Origin of the sequence: Rubrivirga sp. S365, from assembly GCF_032248475.1 — a bacterium.
Classification (GTDB): domain Bacteria; phylum Bacteroidota; class Rhodothermia; order Rhodothermales; family Rubricoccaceae; genus Rubrivirga; species Rubrivirga litoralis.
Window position 1 is genome coordinate 1,724,310 of sequence record NZ_JAVTTN010000001.1, and the last position, 17,162, is coordinate 1,741,471.

The following is a 17,162-nucleotide window of genomic DNA, read 5'->3' on the forward strand; positions in this document are numbered from 1 at the left end:
CGCCGGGGCGGGGTGGGGAGAGGGACGAGGCAGGCCACAGGCGGGGCGCCCGGGGCGCCGTCGGGCGGGGCCGGAACGTGCGCGGCGGCGGACCCAGGCGGGCGGCCGCGCGGGTACAAGGGCTTTTCCCTTCCCCCACCCTTATGAAACGCTTTCTCCTCCTCGCGGCCGGCCTCATCGCTGTGCCGGCGGTGGCCCAGACGCCCCCGACGACCACCCCGCCCCAGACGTCCCAGACCGGGATGATGGACCAGACCGGCATGATGGACGACTACCGGGCGTCGTACGAGTCCGACCTGGACCGGCTCGGTCAGGACCTCGACGTGCTCGGCCGCTCGGCGGACGACGAGACGCGGGCGGATTACGACGATCTCCGCCGGTCCTACGACGAGCTCCGCACCGACTTCGGCTCGTCGGACGCCGCGATGTCGGACCCCGAGGCCGCCCAGCGGATGCGCCAGGACTACGGCCGCCGCTACGACGAGCTCGCCGGCAACGTGTACCGCTCGCAGCTGTCGTCGGCCCCGAACCGCAGCGCCTACCTCCGCACGGCGTCCGACCGCCTCGACCAGTACGACGACCAGATCGGCGACCTCCGCGGCCGCTACGACCGGGCCACGGGCGACGCGCGCTCCGACGCCGCCCGCGACCTGATCTCCCTCCGCCGCCAGCGGGACCAGTACCAGCGCGAGCTGGGCACCGTCCGCGGCATGAGCCGGCGCGGGTTCGACGCCGCCGCTCGGCAGCAGGCCACGGACCGCCTGGGCCTCGTGGACGCCGGGTTCTACTCGGCCCGACGCGACGCCATGATGCGGCCGATGACCGCGATGGGCGGGGCGGGCGCTCGCCCCACCGGGTCCGGGATGTAGCCCCGCGGTGTTTGCCGGTACGTTTCGCGGGCGCTCCCCAGTGGGGCGTCCGCGCTGGTTTGTAGGCGGTGCTGCGGCCCCGCCCGCGATCGCCGCCCCGCCCCGCGCTCTTCTAGCCGGGGCGGGGCGGGGTCGTGCCGGAGGGGAGCATCCTTTTGGACGGGACTGCGTAGGAAGGCGCTCTGCCCACCTGCCCCCGACCGCCCCGCCATGAGAAGCACCGGAGCCATCGCCCTCCTCGTCGTCGTCCTGCTCGTCGGTTTCGCCGGCTGCGCCGGCTGCGGCACGTACAACAGCCTCGTCCAGGAGGACGAGCAGGTCGCCGGCGCCTGGGCCGACGTCGAGGCCGCCTACCAGAGCCGGGCCGACCTCGTCCCCAACCTCGTCAACACGGTCCAGGGCCAGGCCGACTTTGAGAGCGAGACGCTCCAGGACGTGATCGAGGCGCGGAGCCGGGCGACGTCGATCCAGGTGTCGCCCGACGACCTCGACGACCCTGCCGCGCTCGCGCGCTACCAGGAGGCGCAGACGGCGCTCGGGGCCTCGCTCGGGCGGCTCCTCGCCGTGTCGGAGGCGTACCCGCAGCTCCAGGCCAACGAAGGCTTCCTCCGCCTTCAGAGCCAGCTCGAAGGGATCGAGAACCGGATTCGGACCGAGCGGATCGACTATAACCAGGCCGTCGCCGACCTCAACGGCCGCGTCCGCTCGTTCCCGTCCAACCTCGTCGCCGGGATCGCCGGCGTCGACCGCCGGACGCCGTTCGAGGCGACCGAGGGCGCCGAGCGTCCCCCGGAGGTGCAGTTCTAGAGCGCCTCCGGGCGGCTCACCTCGCGCCGCCCCGCCCTCGCTCTGCTGCTCGCCCTCGTGAGGCTTGACGAGCACCGCGCTCTCCGCCACGCCGCGGTCCAACCTCGGCCGCTGTGCCCGCAGGGCCGGTCCGGCTCGCCGCCCACCGCTCCTCGTCCGCCACCCCGCCCCGCCCGTGATCCGCCGTCTCGCATTCGCCGTCGTCCTTTTCGCGGCGGCCGCCGCCAGCGCGCAGAACGGGCGGCCCTACGAGGCCCGGTACGACATCCCCGCGCGGCCGACGCCGCCCCGCCTCGTCAACGACTTTGCGGGCGTGCTCTCGGGCGGGGAGGCCGAAGCCCTGGAGCGGAAGCTGACCGCGTTCGCCGAGTCGTCGGGGAGCCAGATCGCCGTCGTCGCCGTGCCGACGACGGGCGGGGTGGCGCCGGCGGACTACGCGACGGACGTCCTGCGAGCGTGGGGCGTCGGGCGGGCCGGCGAGGACGACGGCGTGGTCCTGCTCGTGGCCGTCGAGGACCGCGACGTGTTTATCGCGACGGGGTACGGGGCGGAGACGGCGCTCACGGACGCGATCTCGTCCGACATCGTCCGCAACGTGATCGTCCCCCGGTTCCGCCAGGGCGCGTTCTACGCCGGCATCGACGCGGCGACGGACGCCATCGCGTCCGCGCTGTCGGGCCAGTTCGCGGCGCCCACGGCGCGGGAGCCGAGCGGCGACGGCGGAGCCATCCAGTCGGTCCTCTGCTTCCTGTTCGTCCTGTTCATCGTCCTCGTGGTGATCTCGTCGCGGAAGGGGCCGCCCCCGTCGTCGCGCGGCTCGGGCGGGGCGGGGCGGCGGCGGCGGAGCGGGCCGGGGATCATCGTGCTTCCGGGCTTCGGCGGAGGGTTCGGGGGTGGCGGCTTCGGCGGCGGGGGCGGGTTCGGCGGCGGCGGCTTCGGGGGAGGCGGCGGGTTCGGCGGCTTCGGCGGCGGCTTCGGCGGCGGGGGCGGTGCGGGCGGCTCGTGGTGACGGCGCGGCGGGCGAGGGCACAACGCCGCCCCGCCCCGGCGCGGCCGCTATCTTCGGGCATGGACCGTCTCGCCGCCCTCCGCACCTTCCTCCAGGACGACCCCGACGACCCGTTCACGCGGTTCGCGCTCGCCCAGGAGCACGCGGGGCGGGGCGAGACCGACGAGGCGCTGGGCTACTACGAGGGGCTCGTCCGCGAGCACGCCGACTACGTCGGGACCTACTACCACCTCGGCGCGCTCTACCGCGCCCTCGGCCGCGACGACGACGCCCGCGCCACGCTCCGCGCCGGCATCGCCGTGGCGACCGCCGCGGGCGACCCCCATGCCCGGGCCGAGCTTCAGGGCGCTCTCCTCGAGGCCGAGGGCCTGGGATTCGACGACTAGATGACGCACACACGCACCTGGCTCGCGCTCGCGGCTGTCCTCCTCGCCCCGCTCGGCGCGTCTGCGCAAACGGCGGGCGTCCACGTCGTCGAGCCCGGCGAGACCCTGTTCCGCATCTCGCGGTCGTACGGGCTGACTGTCGAGCGCCTCCGCGAGCTCAACGGGCTCGAAGGCGACGCCATCTCGGTGGGCCAGCGGCTTCGCGTGGCCGACGGCGCGCCTGCCCAGGCCGGTCCGCCGCCCCGCCCCATGCCCCAGCCGGCGGCGACCCCGCCGCGGCTCCCGACGGCCGCCCCGCCCGCGGTCGCGGCCGCCCCGCCCGCGGTCGCGGCCGCCGCTCCGGCCGCTGGCGTCCACGTGGTCGAGCCCGGCGAGTCCCTGTTCCGCATCGCCCTCCGCTACGACACGACGGTCGACGAGCTCCGGCGGCTCAACGGGATCGAGGGCGACCAGATCCAGGTCGGCCAGCGCCTCGCCCTGGGGGACGGGGCGGCCGCCTCGACCGCCGCCGCTCCGGGCGGGGCGGTCGCCTCGGGCGGGGCGGCCGTCGTTCCGGGCGGGGCGGCGCCTGTCGAGCCGGTCCGCTTTGGGACCGCCCGCCCGTGGTCGGTGAACGAGACGACGGTCCCGGCCGACCTCGTCCACTTTGCCGAGCCCGGCGAGACGTTGTACTCGATCGCCGCCTCGCTCGGGCTCTCGGTCGACGAGCTCGCGGCCGGCAACGCGCTCACGACCGCCCCGCTCGCGCCGGGCACGGCCGTGTACCTGACCCGGCCCGTCGACCCGGCCGAGGCCTCCCGCCGCGCGCTCCCGCCGCCGTTCGCCGAGGGCCTCGCCCTCGTCTACCCCGACGTCATGGCGGGGCGGCGGACCGAGAGCGGCGAGCCCTACGACCCCGAAGCCTTTACGGCGAGCCACCGCGAGGTCCCGCTGGGATCGGTCCTCCTCGTGACGAACCCGGCGACCGGCCGGAGCACGTTCGTCCGCGTCACCGACCGCGGCCCGGTCAGTCAGTCTTATCTCGTCGAGCTCTCGGCGGCTGCGGCCGACGTCCTCGGCCTCGACCCCGACGACGCCGACCGCGTCGAGCTCCGCCGCATCCCGTAGGACAGTCGGGCGGGGTGGAGGCGGCGCGGGCTGCCCTCTGCTCAGGCGCCTCGGACGAGCCGTTGGCCGAGGCTCTCGGGGAGGCCCCGCTCGCGGACCCGCGCCACGGTCCGCGCCACGTCGTAGTGCGCCCGGACGTTCTCGTACGTGAACGCGTCCGTGTCGAAGAGCCCGAACGACAGCCGCGGGTCGCCGTCGCGCGGCTGCCCCACGCTCCCCACGTTGATGAGGTAGCGCCGGCCCGGCCGCACCTTGAACGCCCCGACGGTGTCGGAGACGACGGCCGGCACGTGCGAGTGACCGACAAAGCAGACGGCCGTGTCGAACGCCGCGAACTGGTTGCGGACGGCGTCGAACGCGTCGAGCCGGGTCCACAGAGCCGGCTCCAGCGGGGCGGCGTGGACGAGGGTCGTCCCCTCGTACATGTCCACGAGCGGCAGGCCCGCTAGCCACGCGGCTTGGTCCGGGCTCAGGAGCTCGCGGTGGAGGCGGATCGCCGTCTGCCCGTCGCGGGGGAGCCGTGCGAGCTCCGCGTCGTCGGCGAAGGCCGCGTCGTGGTTGCCGAGGACGGTCGCTGCCGACCGCGCGCGCACGAGGTCGACGCACACGCCGGGGTCCGGGCCGTACCCGACGACGTCGCCCAGGCACACCACGGCGTCGGCCCCCCGGCGGTCGACCTCGGCGAGGGCCGCTGTGAGAGCGGCCGCGTTGGCGTGGGTGTCGGAGAGGACGGCGAGGCGCACAGGCGGGGCGGGGCGGGGCGGGGCGGGGCGGGGCGGGGCGAAAGAACGGGCGGGGCGGGCGGGGCGGAGCGGGGCGCGCGGAGTCCCCGGAGACTGCACATACTCTTGGCGGAGGAGTCCCCGTAGGGAAGTCACCGTGTCCTCTACCTTGGCCGCCCCGCCCCCGGGTCTCTGCTAAGGCCCTCGATCGTCTCCATGTCGCTGCCCCCCCACAAGATCGCGCCGGCCGACCTCGCGCCGGGAGCACGGCTCCCGGTCGAGGAACCGTTCTACGCCCGGGGCGACGACGGGGTCGACCTCCGCGGGCTGCTCGACGTCCTCCTTCGGGGCAAGTGGATCGTCCTGGGGGCGTTCCTCATCGGCGTTGTACTGGCCGGGGTCTACAGCCTAGTCACGCCCTCGCGGTACAGCTCCTACGCCGTCCTCCTGGTCCAGAAAAAAGAGGGAGACTTTGGAGCGATCCTCCCGAAGCTCCCCAACGCCGTCGGCGGCGGTGCGTTCGGGAGCGAGCGCAACCTGAGCAACGAGCTCCTCGTGCTCCGGCAGTCGTACCCGCTCGCGCTCTCGGTCGCCGAGCGGCTCCTCCAGCAGAAGCGGATCCCGGGGACCGACCGGCCGCTCACGATCTTAGAACCGGCCGACGGCGACGCCGCCCCGCCCTCGGCTCGGGAGGTCGCGTTCCGGCTCCAGGGGGAGTACGTGACGAGCGAGCTCGAAGAGCCCGACGCCGACGCCATCCGTGTCGGGGTGGAGAGCACGGACCCCGAGGAGGCTGCTTTCGTCGCCAACCTCTACGCGGCCGCCTTCCAGGACCGGACGCAGGAGTCGAGCCGGTCCGGGATTACTGAGTCGCGAGAGTACCTCGAGCGGCAGGTGGCCACGCAGGAGGACCGGCTCAAGGACGCGGACGCCGCCGTCCGCCGCTACCTAGAGACCGAGGGAGGCATTGCTCTTGACGAGGAGTCGAGCCGGATCGTCGAACGGATTGCCGACCTCCAGGCTCAGCGTGACGAGGCCGGAATTGAGGTCGAAACGCGACGGGCATCGATCTCTGCGCTCGAAGAGGAGCTCCAGCGGATCGAGCCGAACCTGGCCGGCCGGCTTGGATCGGGCCTTGATGCCGAGCTTGAGGCGGCGCAGGAGCGGCTCGTCGAGCTCCAAGGCGACCTCGACACATTCTACTCTGAGAACCCCCGGCTCCGCGAGTCGGCCGCGCCGGGCGAGCGCGTCTTGCAGCTCCGCCGCGAGGTCGGCCTGGCGCGCGACCGGATCCGCGAGATCTCGGAGCGGCTCACGGACCAGTCGCTGGCGACGGCGACCGGCCCGGGCGACCAGCGCTCAGGGTTCGAGCGGGCCGCTGAGCTCCGCTCGCGGATGGCCGACGAGCGTGTGTCGCTCGACGAGGCGATCGCGCAGCGCGACCAACTCGCGGCACGGCTGAGCGACTACGAGGGCGAGCTCAGCCGGGTCCCAGAGCAGCTTGTCGCACTCGCTCAGCTCGAGCGCGAGCGGGAGGCCCGGGAGCAGCTCTACGGTGGGCTCGAAGTGAGCCTCCAGGAGGCCCGGCTGGCTGAGGAGTCGCAGCTAGGCTACGCCCAGGTCATTCGCCCCGCCTTTGTCGCGGCGTACCCGTTTGCGCCCCACCGGCTCCGCAACGTGGCGCTGGGGGGGCTCCTCGGGCTCGTCATCGGGTGCGTCGTCGCTGTGGGGAAGGTTCGCCTCGATCACCGGATCCACCGGCCGGACGACCTCAAGGCGCTCGGTGCCCCCGTCCTCGCGACAATCCCGAGCACGACGGACTTGATCCAGCGCGACTTCGGAGGAAAGGAGGCGGTGGACGTCGGAGGCCGCGAGGTCGACGCGCACCTCGTCTCGCTCCTCAACCCGATGGCCGCGGCCAGCGAGGCGTACCGGGCGCTCCGCACGGCGGTCCAGTTTAGCCGGCCCGATGTGGTCGTCAAGACGGTCCTCGTCACGAGCTCGAACCCGTCGGAGGGGAAGAGCACGACGGCGGCGAACCTCGCCGTGGTTCTCGCCCAAGCGGGGCGGCGCGTGCTGCTCGTCGACGCCGACCTCCGCAAGCCGACCGCGCACAAGAAGTTCGGCGTGCCGCGCGAGCCCGGCCTCGTCCAGCACCTGTTCGAGAGCGGGCCGGTCGACGTGGCCTCGCTCCCCGAGGTGGCCGACGACCTCTGGCTGCTCCCGGCCGGCAAGCTCGTCCCCAACACGTCCGAGCTCTTGGGTTCGAAGCGGATGCGCGACGTGATCGAGGACCTCCGCGACCAGTTCGACGTGGTCGTCTTCGACACCCCGCCTGTCCTCGCGGCGACCGACTCCGCGCTCCTCTCGACGCAGTGCGACGCGACGGTGGTCGTGTGCCGGGCGGGCCAGACGAACGACCACGACGTAGAGGCGGCGCTGGAGGCTCTTCGCGGCGTGGGGGCGAGCGTGATCGGGTCGGTCCTCAACGGGTTCGACATTGCCAAGTCGTATGGCTACAAGAGCAAGTACGCGAGCCGCTACGGGAGCGACTACGCTTACGGCTCTCCCGCTGCCTAATCCATGCTACTCCGCCCCGCCCTCACGGCGCTCGTTTTGGCCGCGGCCCTCGCCGCCCCCCCCGCCCTCGCCCAGACGATCGGGCGCGTCGAGGGTCGCGAGGCTACGACGGGCGGGTACTACGTGAACGCCCGTCCGGGGGAGCCCACGACGCGCGTCTACGTCTGGGGCGGGGTTCAGAATCCCGGCGTCTACGAGGTAGGAAGTGGGTTCGACGTCCAGGGCGTGCTCTCGCTGGCCGGCCTGTCCGTCGAGGCCGAGCAGGAGCCGGGCGACCCCGAGGTGTACGTCCGCGTGTACCGGCCGAGTGAAGGCCGACTGCTCTACAACGCGCCGGTCTCGCAGTTCGTCGTCGAGCCAGAGGCCCACCCCGCCCTCACCGAAGGAGACGTGCTGACGGTGGGTGTCGAGGCCGTTGCACGCGTCGATGTGTGGGGGGCCGTTCAGCAGCCGGGGCTCTACGAAGTCGGACCGGAGGTCGACGCGCAGGGGATCCTGTCGCTGGCGGGTGGCCCGCTCCTGCCGCCTCTGTTCAACAACGACAAACGGGAGGTGACCGTCCGCTACGTCCGTCCCGGACTTGAGGAGCCGCTGTTCGAGGGGGCGCTCGACGCCTTTGCGCGCAGCCGGGTATCCCTCCCACCCCCCCAGGACGGCGACGTGATCGAGGTGGCGGTTCGCCAGCGGTCGGGGACCACGTTCCGCGACGTGATCGGGATCGCGGGCGGCGTAGCCGGGCTCGTCACTGCCGCCGTCGTCATCGTCTCGCAGCTCTCCGGCAGCAACTAGGCCGCCCCGCCCATGCGCATCCTCGTCACCGGCGGCGCCGGCTTTATCGGCTCGGCCCTCGTCCGCCACCTCGTTCGGGAAACCGACCATTCGGTCGTCAACGTCGACGCGCTGACGTACGCGGGGCACCCGTCGACCGTCGCGCCGGTCGCGGGCAGCGACCGCTACGCGTTCGAGCACGTGGACGTCGCGGACGCCGCCGAGGTCGCCCGCGTGTTCCGCGAGCACGCGCCAGACGCCGTCGTGCACCTCGCGGCCGAGAGCCACGTCGACCGCTCGATCGACGGCCCGGCCGACTTTGTGCGCACCAACGTGGTCGGGACCTACACGCTCCTCGAAGCGGCCCGCGCGCACCGCGACCGTCTCTCGGGCGGGGCGGCTGACGCCTTCCGCTTCGTCCACGTCTCGACAGACGAGGTGTACGGGACATTGGGCGAGAGCGACCTGTTTACCGAGACGACGCCGTACGCCCCGAACTCGCCGTACTCGGCGACGAAGGCCGCCTCGGACCACCTCGCCCGGGCGTGGCACCACACGTTCGGGCTTCCGGTCGTGACCACGAACTGCTCCAACAACTACGGGCCGTACCAGTACCCCGAGAAGCTGGTCCCGGTCGTGATCCTGAACGCGTTGCGCGGCCGGCCCATCCCGGTTTACGGGAGCGGCCAGAACGTCCGCGACTGGCTGTTCGTGGACGACCACGTGCGTGCACTCGTCCGCGTGCTCGAGCGGGGCGCGCCGGGCGAGACCTACAACGTGGGCGGTCACAACGAGCGGACGAACCTGGACGTGGTTGAGACTCTCTGCGGGCACCTGGACCGGCTGGCGCCGGAGCGCGCGCCGGACGGCGGTTACGGCTCGCTCGTCGAGCACGTCCGTGACCGGCCAGGCCACGACTTCCGCTATGCCATCGACGCCGGCAAGATCGGGCGGGATCTGGACTGGACGCCGGACGAGACGTTCGAGAGCGGGATGGAGCGGACGGTTCGGTGGTACCTCGACCACGCCGACTGGTGCGAGACCGTCCTCCGCGACCGCTACGACCTGGAGCGCCTCGGCGCCGCGGCGTAACGTCGCCCCCGCCCGCCACCCCGCCCGCGGGCGGGGCGGCTCACCCCCGACACGGCTCGACCCCGACATGAAAGGCATCGTCCTCGCCGGAGGCTCCGGCACTCGCCTCTACCCCATCACGCAGGGCGTGAGCAAGCAGCTGCTCCCGGTCTACGACAAGCCGATGGTGTACTACCCGCTGACGACGCTGATGCTGGCCGGCATCCGCGACGTGCTCCTGATCTCGACGCCCACGGACCTCCCGCACTTCCAGCGGCTCCTGGGCGACGGGGCGGGGTGGGGCATGTCGCTCTCGTACGCCGAGCAGCCGTCGCCGGACGGGCTCGCGCAGGCGTTCACGATCGGCCGTGACTTTGTGGGCGCGGACCGCGTGGCGCTGGTGTTGGGCGACAACATCTTCTACGGGGCGGGGCTCCAGGACATGCTCGGCCGCGCGGCCGAGCGCGAGCGGGGTGCGACGGTCTTCGGGTACCGGGTCTCGGACCCCGAGCGCTACGGAGTGGTCTCGTTCGACGACGACGGGCAGGCGGTGTCGATCGAGGAGAAGCCCTCCGTGCCGCGCTCGCACTACGCCGTGACGGGGCTCTACTTCTACGACAACGACGTGCTGGACGTCGCGGCCGGGCTCGCGCCGTCGGCGCGGGGCGAGTACGAGATTACCGACGTGAACCGGGTCTACCTCGAGCGCGGCGACCTCGCCGTCGAGCGGATGGGGCGGGGCTTCGCGTGGCTCGACACGGGGACGCACGAGAGCCTACTCCAGGCCGGCAACTTCGTCGAGACCATCGAGCAGCGGCAGGGGCAGAAGATCGCGTGCCCCGAGGAGGTGGCCTTCGAGCAGGGGTGGATCTCGGCCGAGGATGTCGAGCGGCTGGCCGCCCCGCTCGCGAAGAACGCGTACGGGCAGTACCTGCTGCGCTTGGCCGCCGAGGCGGAGGTGGTGGCATGAGCGCGTCCGCCCCGTCCAGCGTTCACCCTGACGCCGCTCTCCACTCTCACGCCCTTGTCGACGATGGTGCCACTGTTGGCGCGCGTACGCGCGTGTGGGCGTTTGCGCACATCGCGGCCGGAGCCGCCGTCGGTGCCGACTGCAACGTGTGCGACCATACGTTTGTCGAGGGCGGCGCCATCGTAGGAGACCGCGTGACGGTGAAGTGCGGCGTGTACCTGTGGGATGGTGTTTGCGTGGAGGACGACGTCTTTATTGGTCCGAGTGCTGTGTTTACGAACGACCTCCTACCTCGGAGCCGGCGCCGACCCGAGCAGTACGACCAGACTGTTTTATCCGAAGGATGCAGCATCGGCGCAAACGCGACAGTCTTGGCGGGTCGGCGGGTCGGACGGTGGGCGCTTGTCGGGGCGGCGGCGCTCATCACGCGGGACGTGCCAGACTTTGCGCTCGTTGTTGGGAGCCCCGCGCGCATCGTGGGCTGGGTGGGCCGAGACGGAACGCGGCTGGCGTTTGACGAGAGGGGTCGCGCGCAGGACCGAGAAGGGACTGCCTACGCGCTAGACAACTCGCGCGAGGCGGTGCGCGAGCTAAGCCCAGAGGAGGTGGAATGAGCCGCCCCGTCCCCCATGCGTCGGTCCAAGACTGCGTCCTCATCGACCTCCCTAAGATGACGGACCCCCGCGGGAACCTCACGTTCATCGAGGGGGGAGGGCACGTGCCTTTCGAGATCCGGCGCGTGTTCTACGTCTATGACGTACCAACCGGGACCAATCGAGGGGCTCACGCACACCGCAGCCTCCACCAATTCATCGTCTGCCTCTCCGGCAGCCTGGACGTCCGTGTCGACGATGGAGAGGCGGAGGAGACTATCCACATCAACCGGCCGTGGCGGGGTCTCCACATTCCTCCAATGATTTGGGCATCAGAGGTCAACTTTGACCCCGGGTCCATCTACCTCGTGCTTGCGTCGGACCATTACGATGAGGCCGACTACATCCGCGACTACGACAACTTCCTCCACGCCGTCCGTGATTGATTCCAACGTTCCGTTTCTCGACCTCCACGCGGCCTACGACGAACTCCGCGGCAACCTCGACGCCGCCTACCGGCGCGTGATGGAATCGGGGTGGTACGTGGGCGGGGCGGAGGTCGAGACGTTCGAGGCGGAGTTCGCCGCCTACTGCGGCGCCGAGTACTGCGTCGGCGTCGGGAACGGGCTCGAAGCCATTCACCTCCTCCTCCGGGCGTACGGAGTAGAGGAAGGCGACGAAGTGATCGTCCCATCGAACACGTACATCGCGACGTGGCTCGCGGCCACTTACACCAATGCGAGGCCGGTTCCGGTCGAGCCTGACGCGGCCACGTACAACCTGGACCCCGCCTGCCTCGAAGCCGCCATCACGCCGCGGACGAAGGCGATCGTCGCCGTGCACCTCTATGGGCAGCCGGCGGACATGGACCCGATTCGGGAGGTGGCCCGCCGCCACGGCGTGCCGGTGATCGAAGACGCCGCGCAGGCCCACGGCGCTCGCTACCACGGCCGCCGCGTCGGAGCGCTCGGCGACGCGGCCGCCTTCAGCTTCTACCCCGGTAAGAACCTGGGCGCCTTTGGCGATGCCGGCGCCATAACGACCGACGACGCCGACCTCGCCGACCGTGTCCGCGTGCTTCGTAACTACGGGTCCCGCGAGAAATACCGCAACGAGGTCGTCGGCTTCAACTCGCGCCTCGACCCGCTCCAGGCGGCGTTCCTCCGCGTTAAGCTCGCTCACCTGGACGCCTGGAACGCACGTCGCTCTGCAGTCGCTGATCGTTACCTCGACGGCTTGAGCGACGTGGGCGGGGTGGTCCTGCCTTATGTGCTGAGCGGGGTGGATCCCGTATGGCACCTGTTTGTCGTCCGCCACGCCCGGCGCGACGCGCTCGCAGCCCACCTCGCGGGGCGGGGCGTTCAGACACTCGTCCATTATCCGGTCCCGCCGCATCTCCAGCCGGCGTATGCGGATCTCGCAATGGGGGAGGGGAGCCTCCCTGTGGCGGAGGCGGTCCACCGCGAGGTCCTAAGCCTTCCGATTGGCCCCCACCTGAGTCCCGAGGGTGCGGCACGGGTAGTCCAGGCGGTCCGGTCCTTCGGATGAGCACCGAGCAGCCGGTGGCCGCGGCCGCGCCGAGTCAGATTGAGGAGGAGGGCCAGCCGCTCTCGGACGAGCCCACGTATCGGTCTATCCTCCGCGCGACATCGATCGTCGGGGGGGGGAGCCTAATTACGATCCTCGTCGGGCTCGCCCGGGCAAAGGGCGTCGCCCTCCTCATCGGTCCGGCGGGCCTGGGGATCATCGGGTTGCTGACGTCTGTGATGACGACGGCGACGACCGTTCTCGGGCTGGGGCTGGCCAGCAGCAGCGTCCGCTCAGTGGCAGCGGCAGTAGGAGACCCCGCCGCCCTCGGTGCGATTCGCCGTGCACTCTGGCGGTCCAATGTTCTGCTCGGCCTCGTAGGCCTCGCCGCCTTGTCCCTGCTGAGCGTCCCCATCGCGCGGTACGTCTTCGGCTCGGGTGCCCGGGCGGCCGACGTGGCGTGGGTGAGCGTCGGCGTGTTAGCCGCTCTCGTGGCTGGGGCGCAGATGGCCCTGCTCCAGGGGCTCCGGCGGACCGGCGACCTTGCGCGGGCGAGCGTCACCGGGGCGGTCGTCGCCGCTGCCGCCGGGCTGACGCTGCTGGCGATCTTCCGGAGCGACGGAATTCGGTGGTTCGTGATCTCAACCCCAGTAGCCACTATGGGGGCTGCCTTTTGGTTTACACGCTCGCTCCGCCCGGTGCGGGGTGCCGCCGCCCCGCCCGGGGCGGCTGTGTGGTCCCAGTGGCGCGCCATGATCAGCCTCGGCTGGGTGCTGATGGTGGCCGGCGTCGCGGGCGGGGTGGTCGATCTCTTCGTCCGGTCGGTCCTCGCCCGTCACCTCGGCGTCGACGCGGCCGGCCAATACCAGGCAGCCTCCGCCATCTCGATCCAGTACCTCGGGCTGATTCTAGGAGCGATGGCAGCCGACTACTATCCGCGCCTCGCTCAAGTCGCGGACCGCCCAGAGGCGTTCCGGGCGGCCGTCAACGAGCAGCTGGAGGTGGCCGTGCTGCTGGCTGGACCTCTTTTGCTCGCCGTGTTAGGGCTGGCCCCGTGGGTCCTCACCGCCCTCTACTCGTCCGACTTCCGCGCCGGCGACGACCTCCTGCGTGGGCTCGTGGTCGCCGACGTGCTGAAGATGGCGACTTGGACGATCGGGTTCGCCCTTCTCGCGAGGGGGCGGTCTGCAGCGTTCCTCGCTCTCGAGCTAACGGGGCAGGCGGTGTTCGCGGGTGCCACGCACCTCCTCGTCCCCCGCGTGGGATTGGTCGGAGTGGGGGCCGCATTCTGCCTCTATCTCGTGTGGAGCGTCGCCATCGGCTGGGGAGGCGTCCGCCCGTGGCACGGCGTGTCCATGCACCGTCGGCCGGCCTTCTACCTCGCCGCCCTCCTCGGCGCGGCTATTCTAACGGCGGGGGCCTCCCAGGTATCCGACGGGGCGTCAGCTGCGGTGGGGCTGGCGCTGTCGGCCTTGGCGGCCTCGTTCGCGATCCACCGCTTCCGCGAGATGGATGCGATGCCCTCTGTCGCAGGCCGTCTCAGCCGGCTCCTCAGTATGGTCCGCAGACCACCCCGCCCCGAATGAGCCGCACCATCCCCGTCACCGTCGTGATCCCGAACTACAACTCGGGGGCGTACCTCGTCGAGTGCGTCGAATCCATCAATAGAGGCACTCGGCCGGAGCAGATCGTGATCGTCGACGACGTATCTACCGACGGGTCCGACGAGGTGGCCAGCCACCTCGCTTCCGAGTACGGCAACGTCGAGGTGGTGAGGAGGGATGAGAATGGCGGGGCGGTCGAGGCCCGCCGGACCGGCGTCAAACGAGCTGCGTGTGACTGGATTGCGCTCGTCGACGCTGACGACACAGTAGAGGAGGGAGCCGTAGCCGCGGCCTTCGACCGAGTCCTCGACACGGGGTGTGACCTATGCGTCTGGCAGTTGTGGAAGACTGATGGTGAGCGCCTGTGGCACCTTGTCCCGCTCGACCCGGCTGACTTTCCGATGACGGGCCGGGAAGCGGCTCGCCGAACGCTCGGAGGTTGGCAGATGCACCCCCTTGGCCTCGCCCGAAAATCACTTTATGCCGACGCATACGCTGGCTTCCGCGAGCCCGGCTACAACGCGGACGAGCTTCTCACACGCCGGGTGCTCTTGCGTGCGACGGCTGTCGGGCTGTGCAACAAAAAGTACTTCTACCGGCTCAACCCCTCTTCGACCTCGGTAGGCCTCCACCGGCACCGGGTCGACGTGCTGGACTCGCAGAGGTGGCTCGTTCGGTTCACGATCGAGAACTTCAGCCGTCCTGACGTCATTCGAGCAGTCGAGGTCGCTATCGGGACGGGGTGGGCCACCTACCAGCAGCGCCGCGCGCTCGGCACGTCCGAAGTGCGTCGGAGGATGTCAGGGCTGATGACGGAACTGGGCCATCACATGCAGTTGCGCGACTGGCCTCGCATGCGGCCGGGCCACATCGTTGCCTACATTTTCCTCCGCACCTGGAGCCGACTCCCCACCGGGGGAGTCAAAACATGAGCGAACTGCCTTTCCTCGGCGGAGAGGGCGAACTGCCCCTCGTGAGCGTCGTGATCCCTTCGTACAACCACGAAGCGTATGTAGCACGGTCCATCCAGAGCGTGCTCGACCAGACGTATCCCCACATCGAACTCGTCGTCGTCGACGACGGGTCAACGGATGGGTCGTGGGAGGAGGTCCAGCGCGTGCAAGAGGCGACCAATCGGCGATTCGAAGCGTTCCAGAAGGGAAACGGGGGCGTGTCGTCGACGCTGAACTACGGAATTGCACGGACGCGCGGCAGCTTGGTAGCTGTACTCGCGTCAGATGACTACTTCCTCCCCTCGAAGATCGAGAAGCAGGTCACGGCCCTCGCGGCCCTTGGCCCAGACTACGGACTGATCCACACGTCAGCGTACAATGACCACATGGACGGGCGGCTCATCGACATCACTGGGCTGTATCCGGCGGCGAAGGGCGCCCAATTCTTCGAGCTCGTGTCGCTCCAGGTCACTGCCGTCGCCCCATCCGTACTGTTCAAGAGAGAGGTGTATGAGGAGGTAGGAGGGTTTGACGAGTCGCTCGTTGCGGAGGACCTCGATTTCTATGCAGCGATTGCCTTTCACGGGCACAAGCTCCATTACATCCCCGAGCCTCTGGTGGTCAAAACGTACACGGGAAGCAATCTGGGTCTGAACGTGGAGGGGAACTTTGAGGCTCACCTGAGGACGGTCCATAAATACGAGTCCCACTTGGATGCAGAGGAGTATTCTGTAGCGCTCGCCAACGTGTACCTCTCGAAGGGCCGCTCAGCGGCCGGCTCAGGCCGCCGCCTTTTGGCACTCGGGGCCTACCGGGAGGCCGCACGGCTCCAGAAAAGTCCGCGTCCCTACGCTGAATGGGTAACCCGATCTGCCCGCAGCCTCACGCTCGGTCTGCTCCCGGCGTCGCTCCGTTCGTGGCTCCGAGGCCTGCGGGCGGTGAGGTCACAACCGCTCCTATGACTGTACTGTTCGTCAACTGGGAGGGGCCGAACACACGGTACCTCGAGTCTCTCTTCCTCCCGCTCCTAACCGGAGCCCTTCGCGGCGGCGACCAGCTCCGCGTGCTCCACTTCGGGTGGGATCAGGCGCACCGCGAGGATGAGGCGAAGCGGCTCGCAGCCAAGGCTGGCGTGGACCTCCGGTTCGTCTCCGTGTGGCGGCGCCCGCTCGGGCCGGCCACGTTGGCGAGCGTCGGGCGGGGGGCGCTCGCCGTCGCTAGCGAAGTGCGGCGACACAGGGTCGACGTGGTCATGCCGCGGAGCAACCTGTGTGCAGGGATGGCGCTAGGCGCCCGCCGCCTCGCCCCACCCGCAGGCCTCCTTTACGACGCGGACGGCTTAATGGCCGACGAGCGTGCCGACTTCGGGGGCTGGAGCCGGGACGGGAAGGCGTACCGGCTCCTCCGAGCCTTCGAAGACAGGGCGGTCGCCCAGGCTGACGCCGTCGTTACGCGGACCGAATGGGCAGTCGGTGTCCTGGCTGAGCGGGCGGGGCGGGACCTCGGCGGGCGTGCCTTCGTGGTCTCGAACGGCCGCGACCCCAACGTCTTCGCGCCGGGAATGGAGAGCGACCGCTCGCGGACGCGCCAGGAACTCGGCGTGGCGCTCGCTGCCCCGCTCCTCGTCTACGCCGGCAGTATGGGACCTCAGTACCGCGTTGGCGACATGATCGCGCTGTTCAGCGCCGTCTGCCGCCGCCGTCCCGATGCTCGGTTCTTGCTCCTGACGGGGGAGCCGGACCTGGCCCGCCCGCTCGTTGAGGCGAGCGGGGTGGGCGGGGCCGCCATCGTGCGGCGCGTTCCTCCGCTGGAGGTCCCGCGCTATCTCGCGGCAGCCGACGTCGGCCTCGCCCTACGTACCCCCTTCTTCTCGCAGCGCGCCGTGGCTCCGGTCAAAATCGCTGAGTACCTCCTGTGCGGGGTGCCGACGGTGGCCTCTGCCGGGATTGGAGAGGGGGTGGCCGTCGAAGGCGTGGGGTTCCTCGTCGCGGGGGGGCGGGGGGACTGGATGGAGCTCGCTGCCGACTGGATCATATCGGACGTTATCTCAAAACGGGAAGCATACCGCGGCCGGGCAAGAGCGCGGGGCGTTGAGCGGTTCAGCCTCGACCGGAGCACGAGCGAGTATCGTCGAGCGTTCGATGCCGTCCGCCCCGCCCACTCCAACTAGGGATTGGCAGTCGGATTTACCCGATC

The 17,162-nt window shown here is 70.6% G+C and carries 16 protein-coding genes; 15 read left to right on the forward strand and 1 reads right to left on the reverse strand.

Annotation, left to right across the window (positions count from 1 at the left end):
• Positions 1-143: 143 nt before the first annotated feature.
• The 5 genes from RQM47_RS07505 to RQM47_RS07525 all read left to right on the forward strand — a co-directional run bounded on the left by RQM47_RS07505 (position 144) and on the right by RQM47_RS07525 (position 4,178).
• Positions 144-869 carry a hypothetical protein gene (locus RQM47_RS07505; RefSeq protein WP_311663174.1) on the forward strand — a complete coding sequence of 242 codons (726 nt, stop codon included), beginning with the start codon at positions 144-146 and terminating at the stop codon, positions 867-869.
• A 210-nt stretch (positions 870-1,079) separates the two neighbouring features.
• Positions 1,080-1,676 carry a LemA family protein gene (locus tag RQM47_RS07510; RefSeq protein WP_311663172.1) on the forward strand — a complete coding sequence of 199 codons (597 nt, stop codon included), beginning with the start codon at positions 1,080-1,082 and terminating at the stop codon, positions 1,674-1,676.
• A 175-nt stretch (positions 1,677-1,851) separates the two neighbouring features.
• Positions 1,852-2,685, forward strand: a complete 834-nt coding sequence (locus RQM47_RS07515; RefSeq protein WP_311663170.1) for a TPM domain-containing protein — start codon at positions 1,852-1,854, stop codon at positions 2,683-2,685.
• A 59-nt stretch (positions 2,686-2,744) separates the two neighbouring features.
• Positions 2,745-3,071: a tetratricopeptide repeat protein gene (locus RQM47_RS07520; RefSeq protein WP_311663168.1), complete on the forward strand. Its 327-nt coding sequence runs from the start codon at positions 2,745-2,747 to the stop codon at positions 3,069-3,071.
• A complete protein-coding gene (locus RQM47_RS07525; RefSeq protein ID WP_311663166.1) occupies positions 3,072-4,178 on the forward strand; it encodes a LysM peptidoglycan-binding domain-containing protein in 1,107 nt (368 codons plus the stop codon).
• Positions 4,179-4,219: 41 nt separating this feature from the next.
• On the opposite strand, the gene RQM47_RS07530 is transcribed toward RQM47_RS07525, so the two are convergent.
• Complete coding sequence (locus RQM47_RS07530) at positions 4,220-4,921, reverse strand: metallophosphoesterase family protein (RefSeq protein WP_314008246.1); 702 nt, start codon at positions 4,919-4,921, stop codon at positions 4,220-4,222.
• 195 nt (positions 4,922-5,116) lie between these two features.
• Between RQM47_RS07530 and RQM47_RS07535 the strand changes: the two genes are divergently transcribed.
• The 10 genes from RQM47_RS07535 (at position 5,117) to RQM47_RS07580 (ending at position 17,136) form a co-directional block, all read left to right on the forward strand.
• Positions 5,117-7,480 carry a polysaccharide biosynthesis tyrosine autokinase gene (locus tag RQM47_RS07535; RefSeq protein WP_311663164.1) on the forward strand — a complete coding sequence of 788 codons (2,364 nt, stop codon included), beginning with the start codon at positions 5,117-5,119 and terminating at the stop codon, positions 7,478-7,480.
• A 3-nt stretch (positions 7,481-7,483) separates the two neighbouring features.
• Entirely contained in the window at positions 7,484-8,269 is a 786-nt protein-coding gene (locus RQM47_RS07540) for an SLBB domain-containing protein (RefSeq protein WP_311663163.1), read from the forward strand.
• A 12-nt stretch (positions 8,270-8,281) separates the two neighbouring features.
• Entirely contained in the window at positions 8,282-9,340 is a 1,059-nt protein-coding gene (gene rfbB, locus RQM47_RS07545; protein WP_311663162.1) for a dTDP-glucose 4,6-dehydratase, read from the forward strand.
• Positions 9,341-9,407: 67 nt separating this feature from the next.
• The gene (gene rfbA / locus RQM47_RS07550; RefSeq protein ID WP_314008249.1) at positions 9,408-10,289 is read left to right on the forward strand and encodes a glucose-1-phosphate thymidylyltransferase RfbA; all 882 of its coding nucleotides are present in this window, start codon (positions 9,408-9,410) and stop codon (positions 10,287-10,289) included.
• 610 nt (positions 10,290-10,899) lie between these two features.
• The gene (locus tag RQM47_RS07555) at positions 10,900-11,328 is read left to right on the forward strand and encodes an FdtA/QdtA family cupin domain-containing protein (protein WP_311663160.1); all 429 of its coding nucleotides are present in this window, start codon (positions 10,900-10,902) and stop codon (positions 11,326-11,328) included.
• Positions 11,324-12,430, forward strand: coding sequence for a DegT/DnrJ/EryC1/StrS family aminotransferase (locus tag RQM47_RS07560; RefSeq protein WP_349256310.1), 1,107 nt, complete (start codon positions 11,324-11,326; stop codon positions 12,428-12,430). The genes RQM47_RS07555 and RQM47_RS07560 overlap by 5 nt, the downstream gene beginning before the upstream one ends.
• Positions 12,427-13,995 carry an O-antigen translocase gene (locus RQM47_RS07565; RefSeq protein ID WP_311663158.1) on the forward strand — a complete coding sequence of 523 codons (1,569 nt, stop codon included), beginning with the start codon at positions 12,427-12,429 and terminating at the stop codon, positions 13,993-13,995. The genes RQM47_RS07560 and RQM47_RS07565 overlap by 4 nt, the downstream gene beginning before the upstream one ends.
• A complete protein-coding gene (locus RQM47_RS07570; protein WP_311663157.1) occupies positions 13,992-14,945 on the forward strand; it encodes a glycosyltransferase family 2 protein in 954 nt (317 codons plus the stop codon). Before RQM47_RS07565 ends, RQM47_RS07570 begins: the two co-directional genes overlap by 4 nt.
• The gene (locus tag RQM47_RS07575; protein WP_311663156.1) at positions 14,942-15,928 is read left to right on the forward strand and encodes a glycosyltransferase family 2 protein; all 987 of its coding nucleotides are present in this window, start codon (positions 14,942-14,944) and stop codon (positions 15,926-15,928) included. The genes RQM47_RS07570 and RQM47_RS07575 overlap by 4 nt, the downstream gene beginning before the upstream one ends.
• Positions 15,925-17,136 carry a glycosyltransferase gene (locus RQM47_RS07580; protein ID WP_311663155.1) on the forward strand — a complete coding sequence of 404 codons (1,212 nt, stop codon included), beginning with the start codon at positions 15,925-15,927 and terminating at the stop codon, positions 17,134-17,136. Before RQM47_RS07575 ends, RQM47_RS07580 begins: the two co-directional genes overlap by 4 nt.
• Positions 17,137-17,162: the final 26 nt, after the last annotated feature.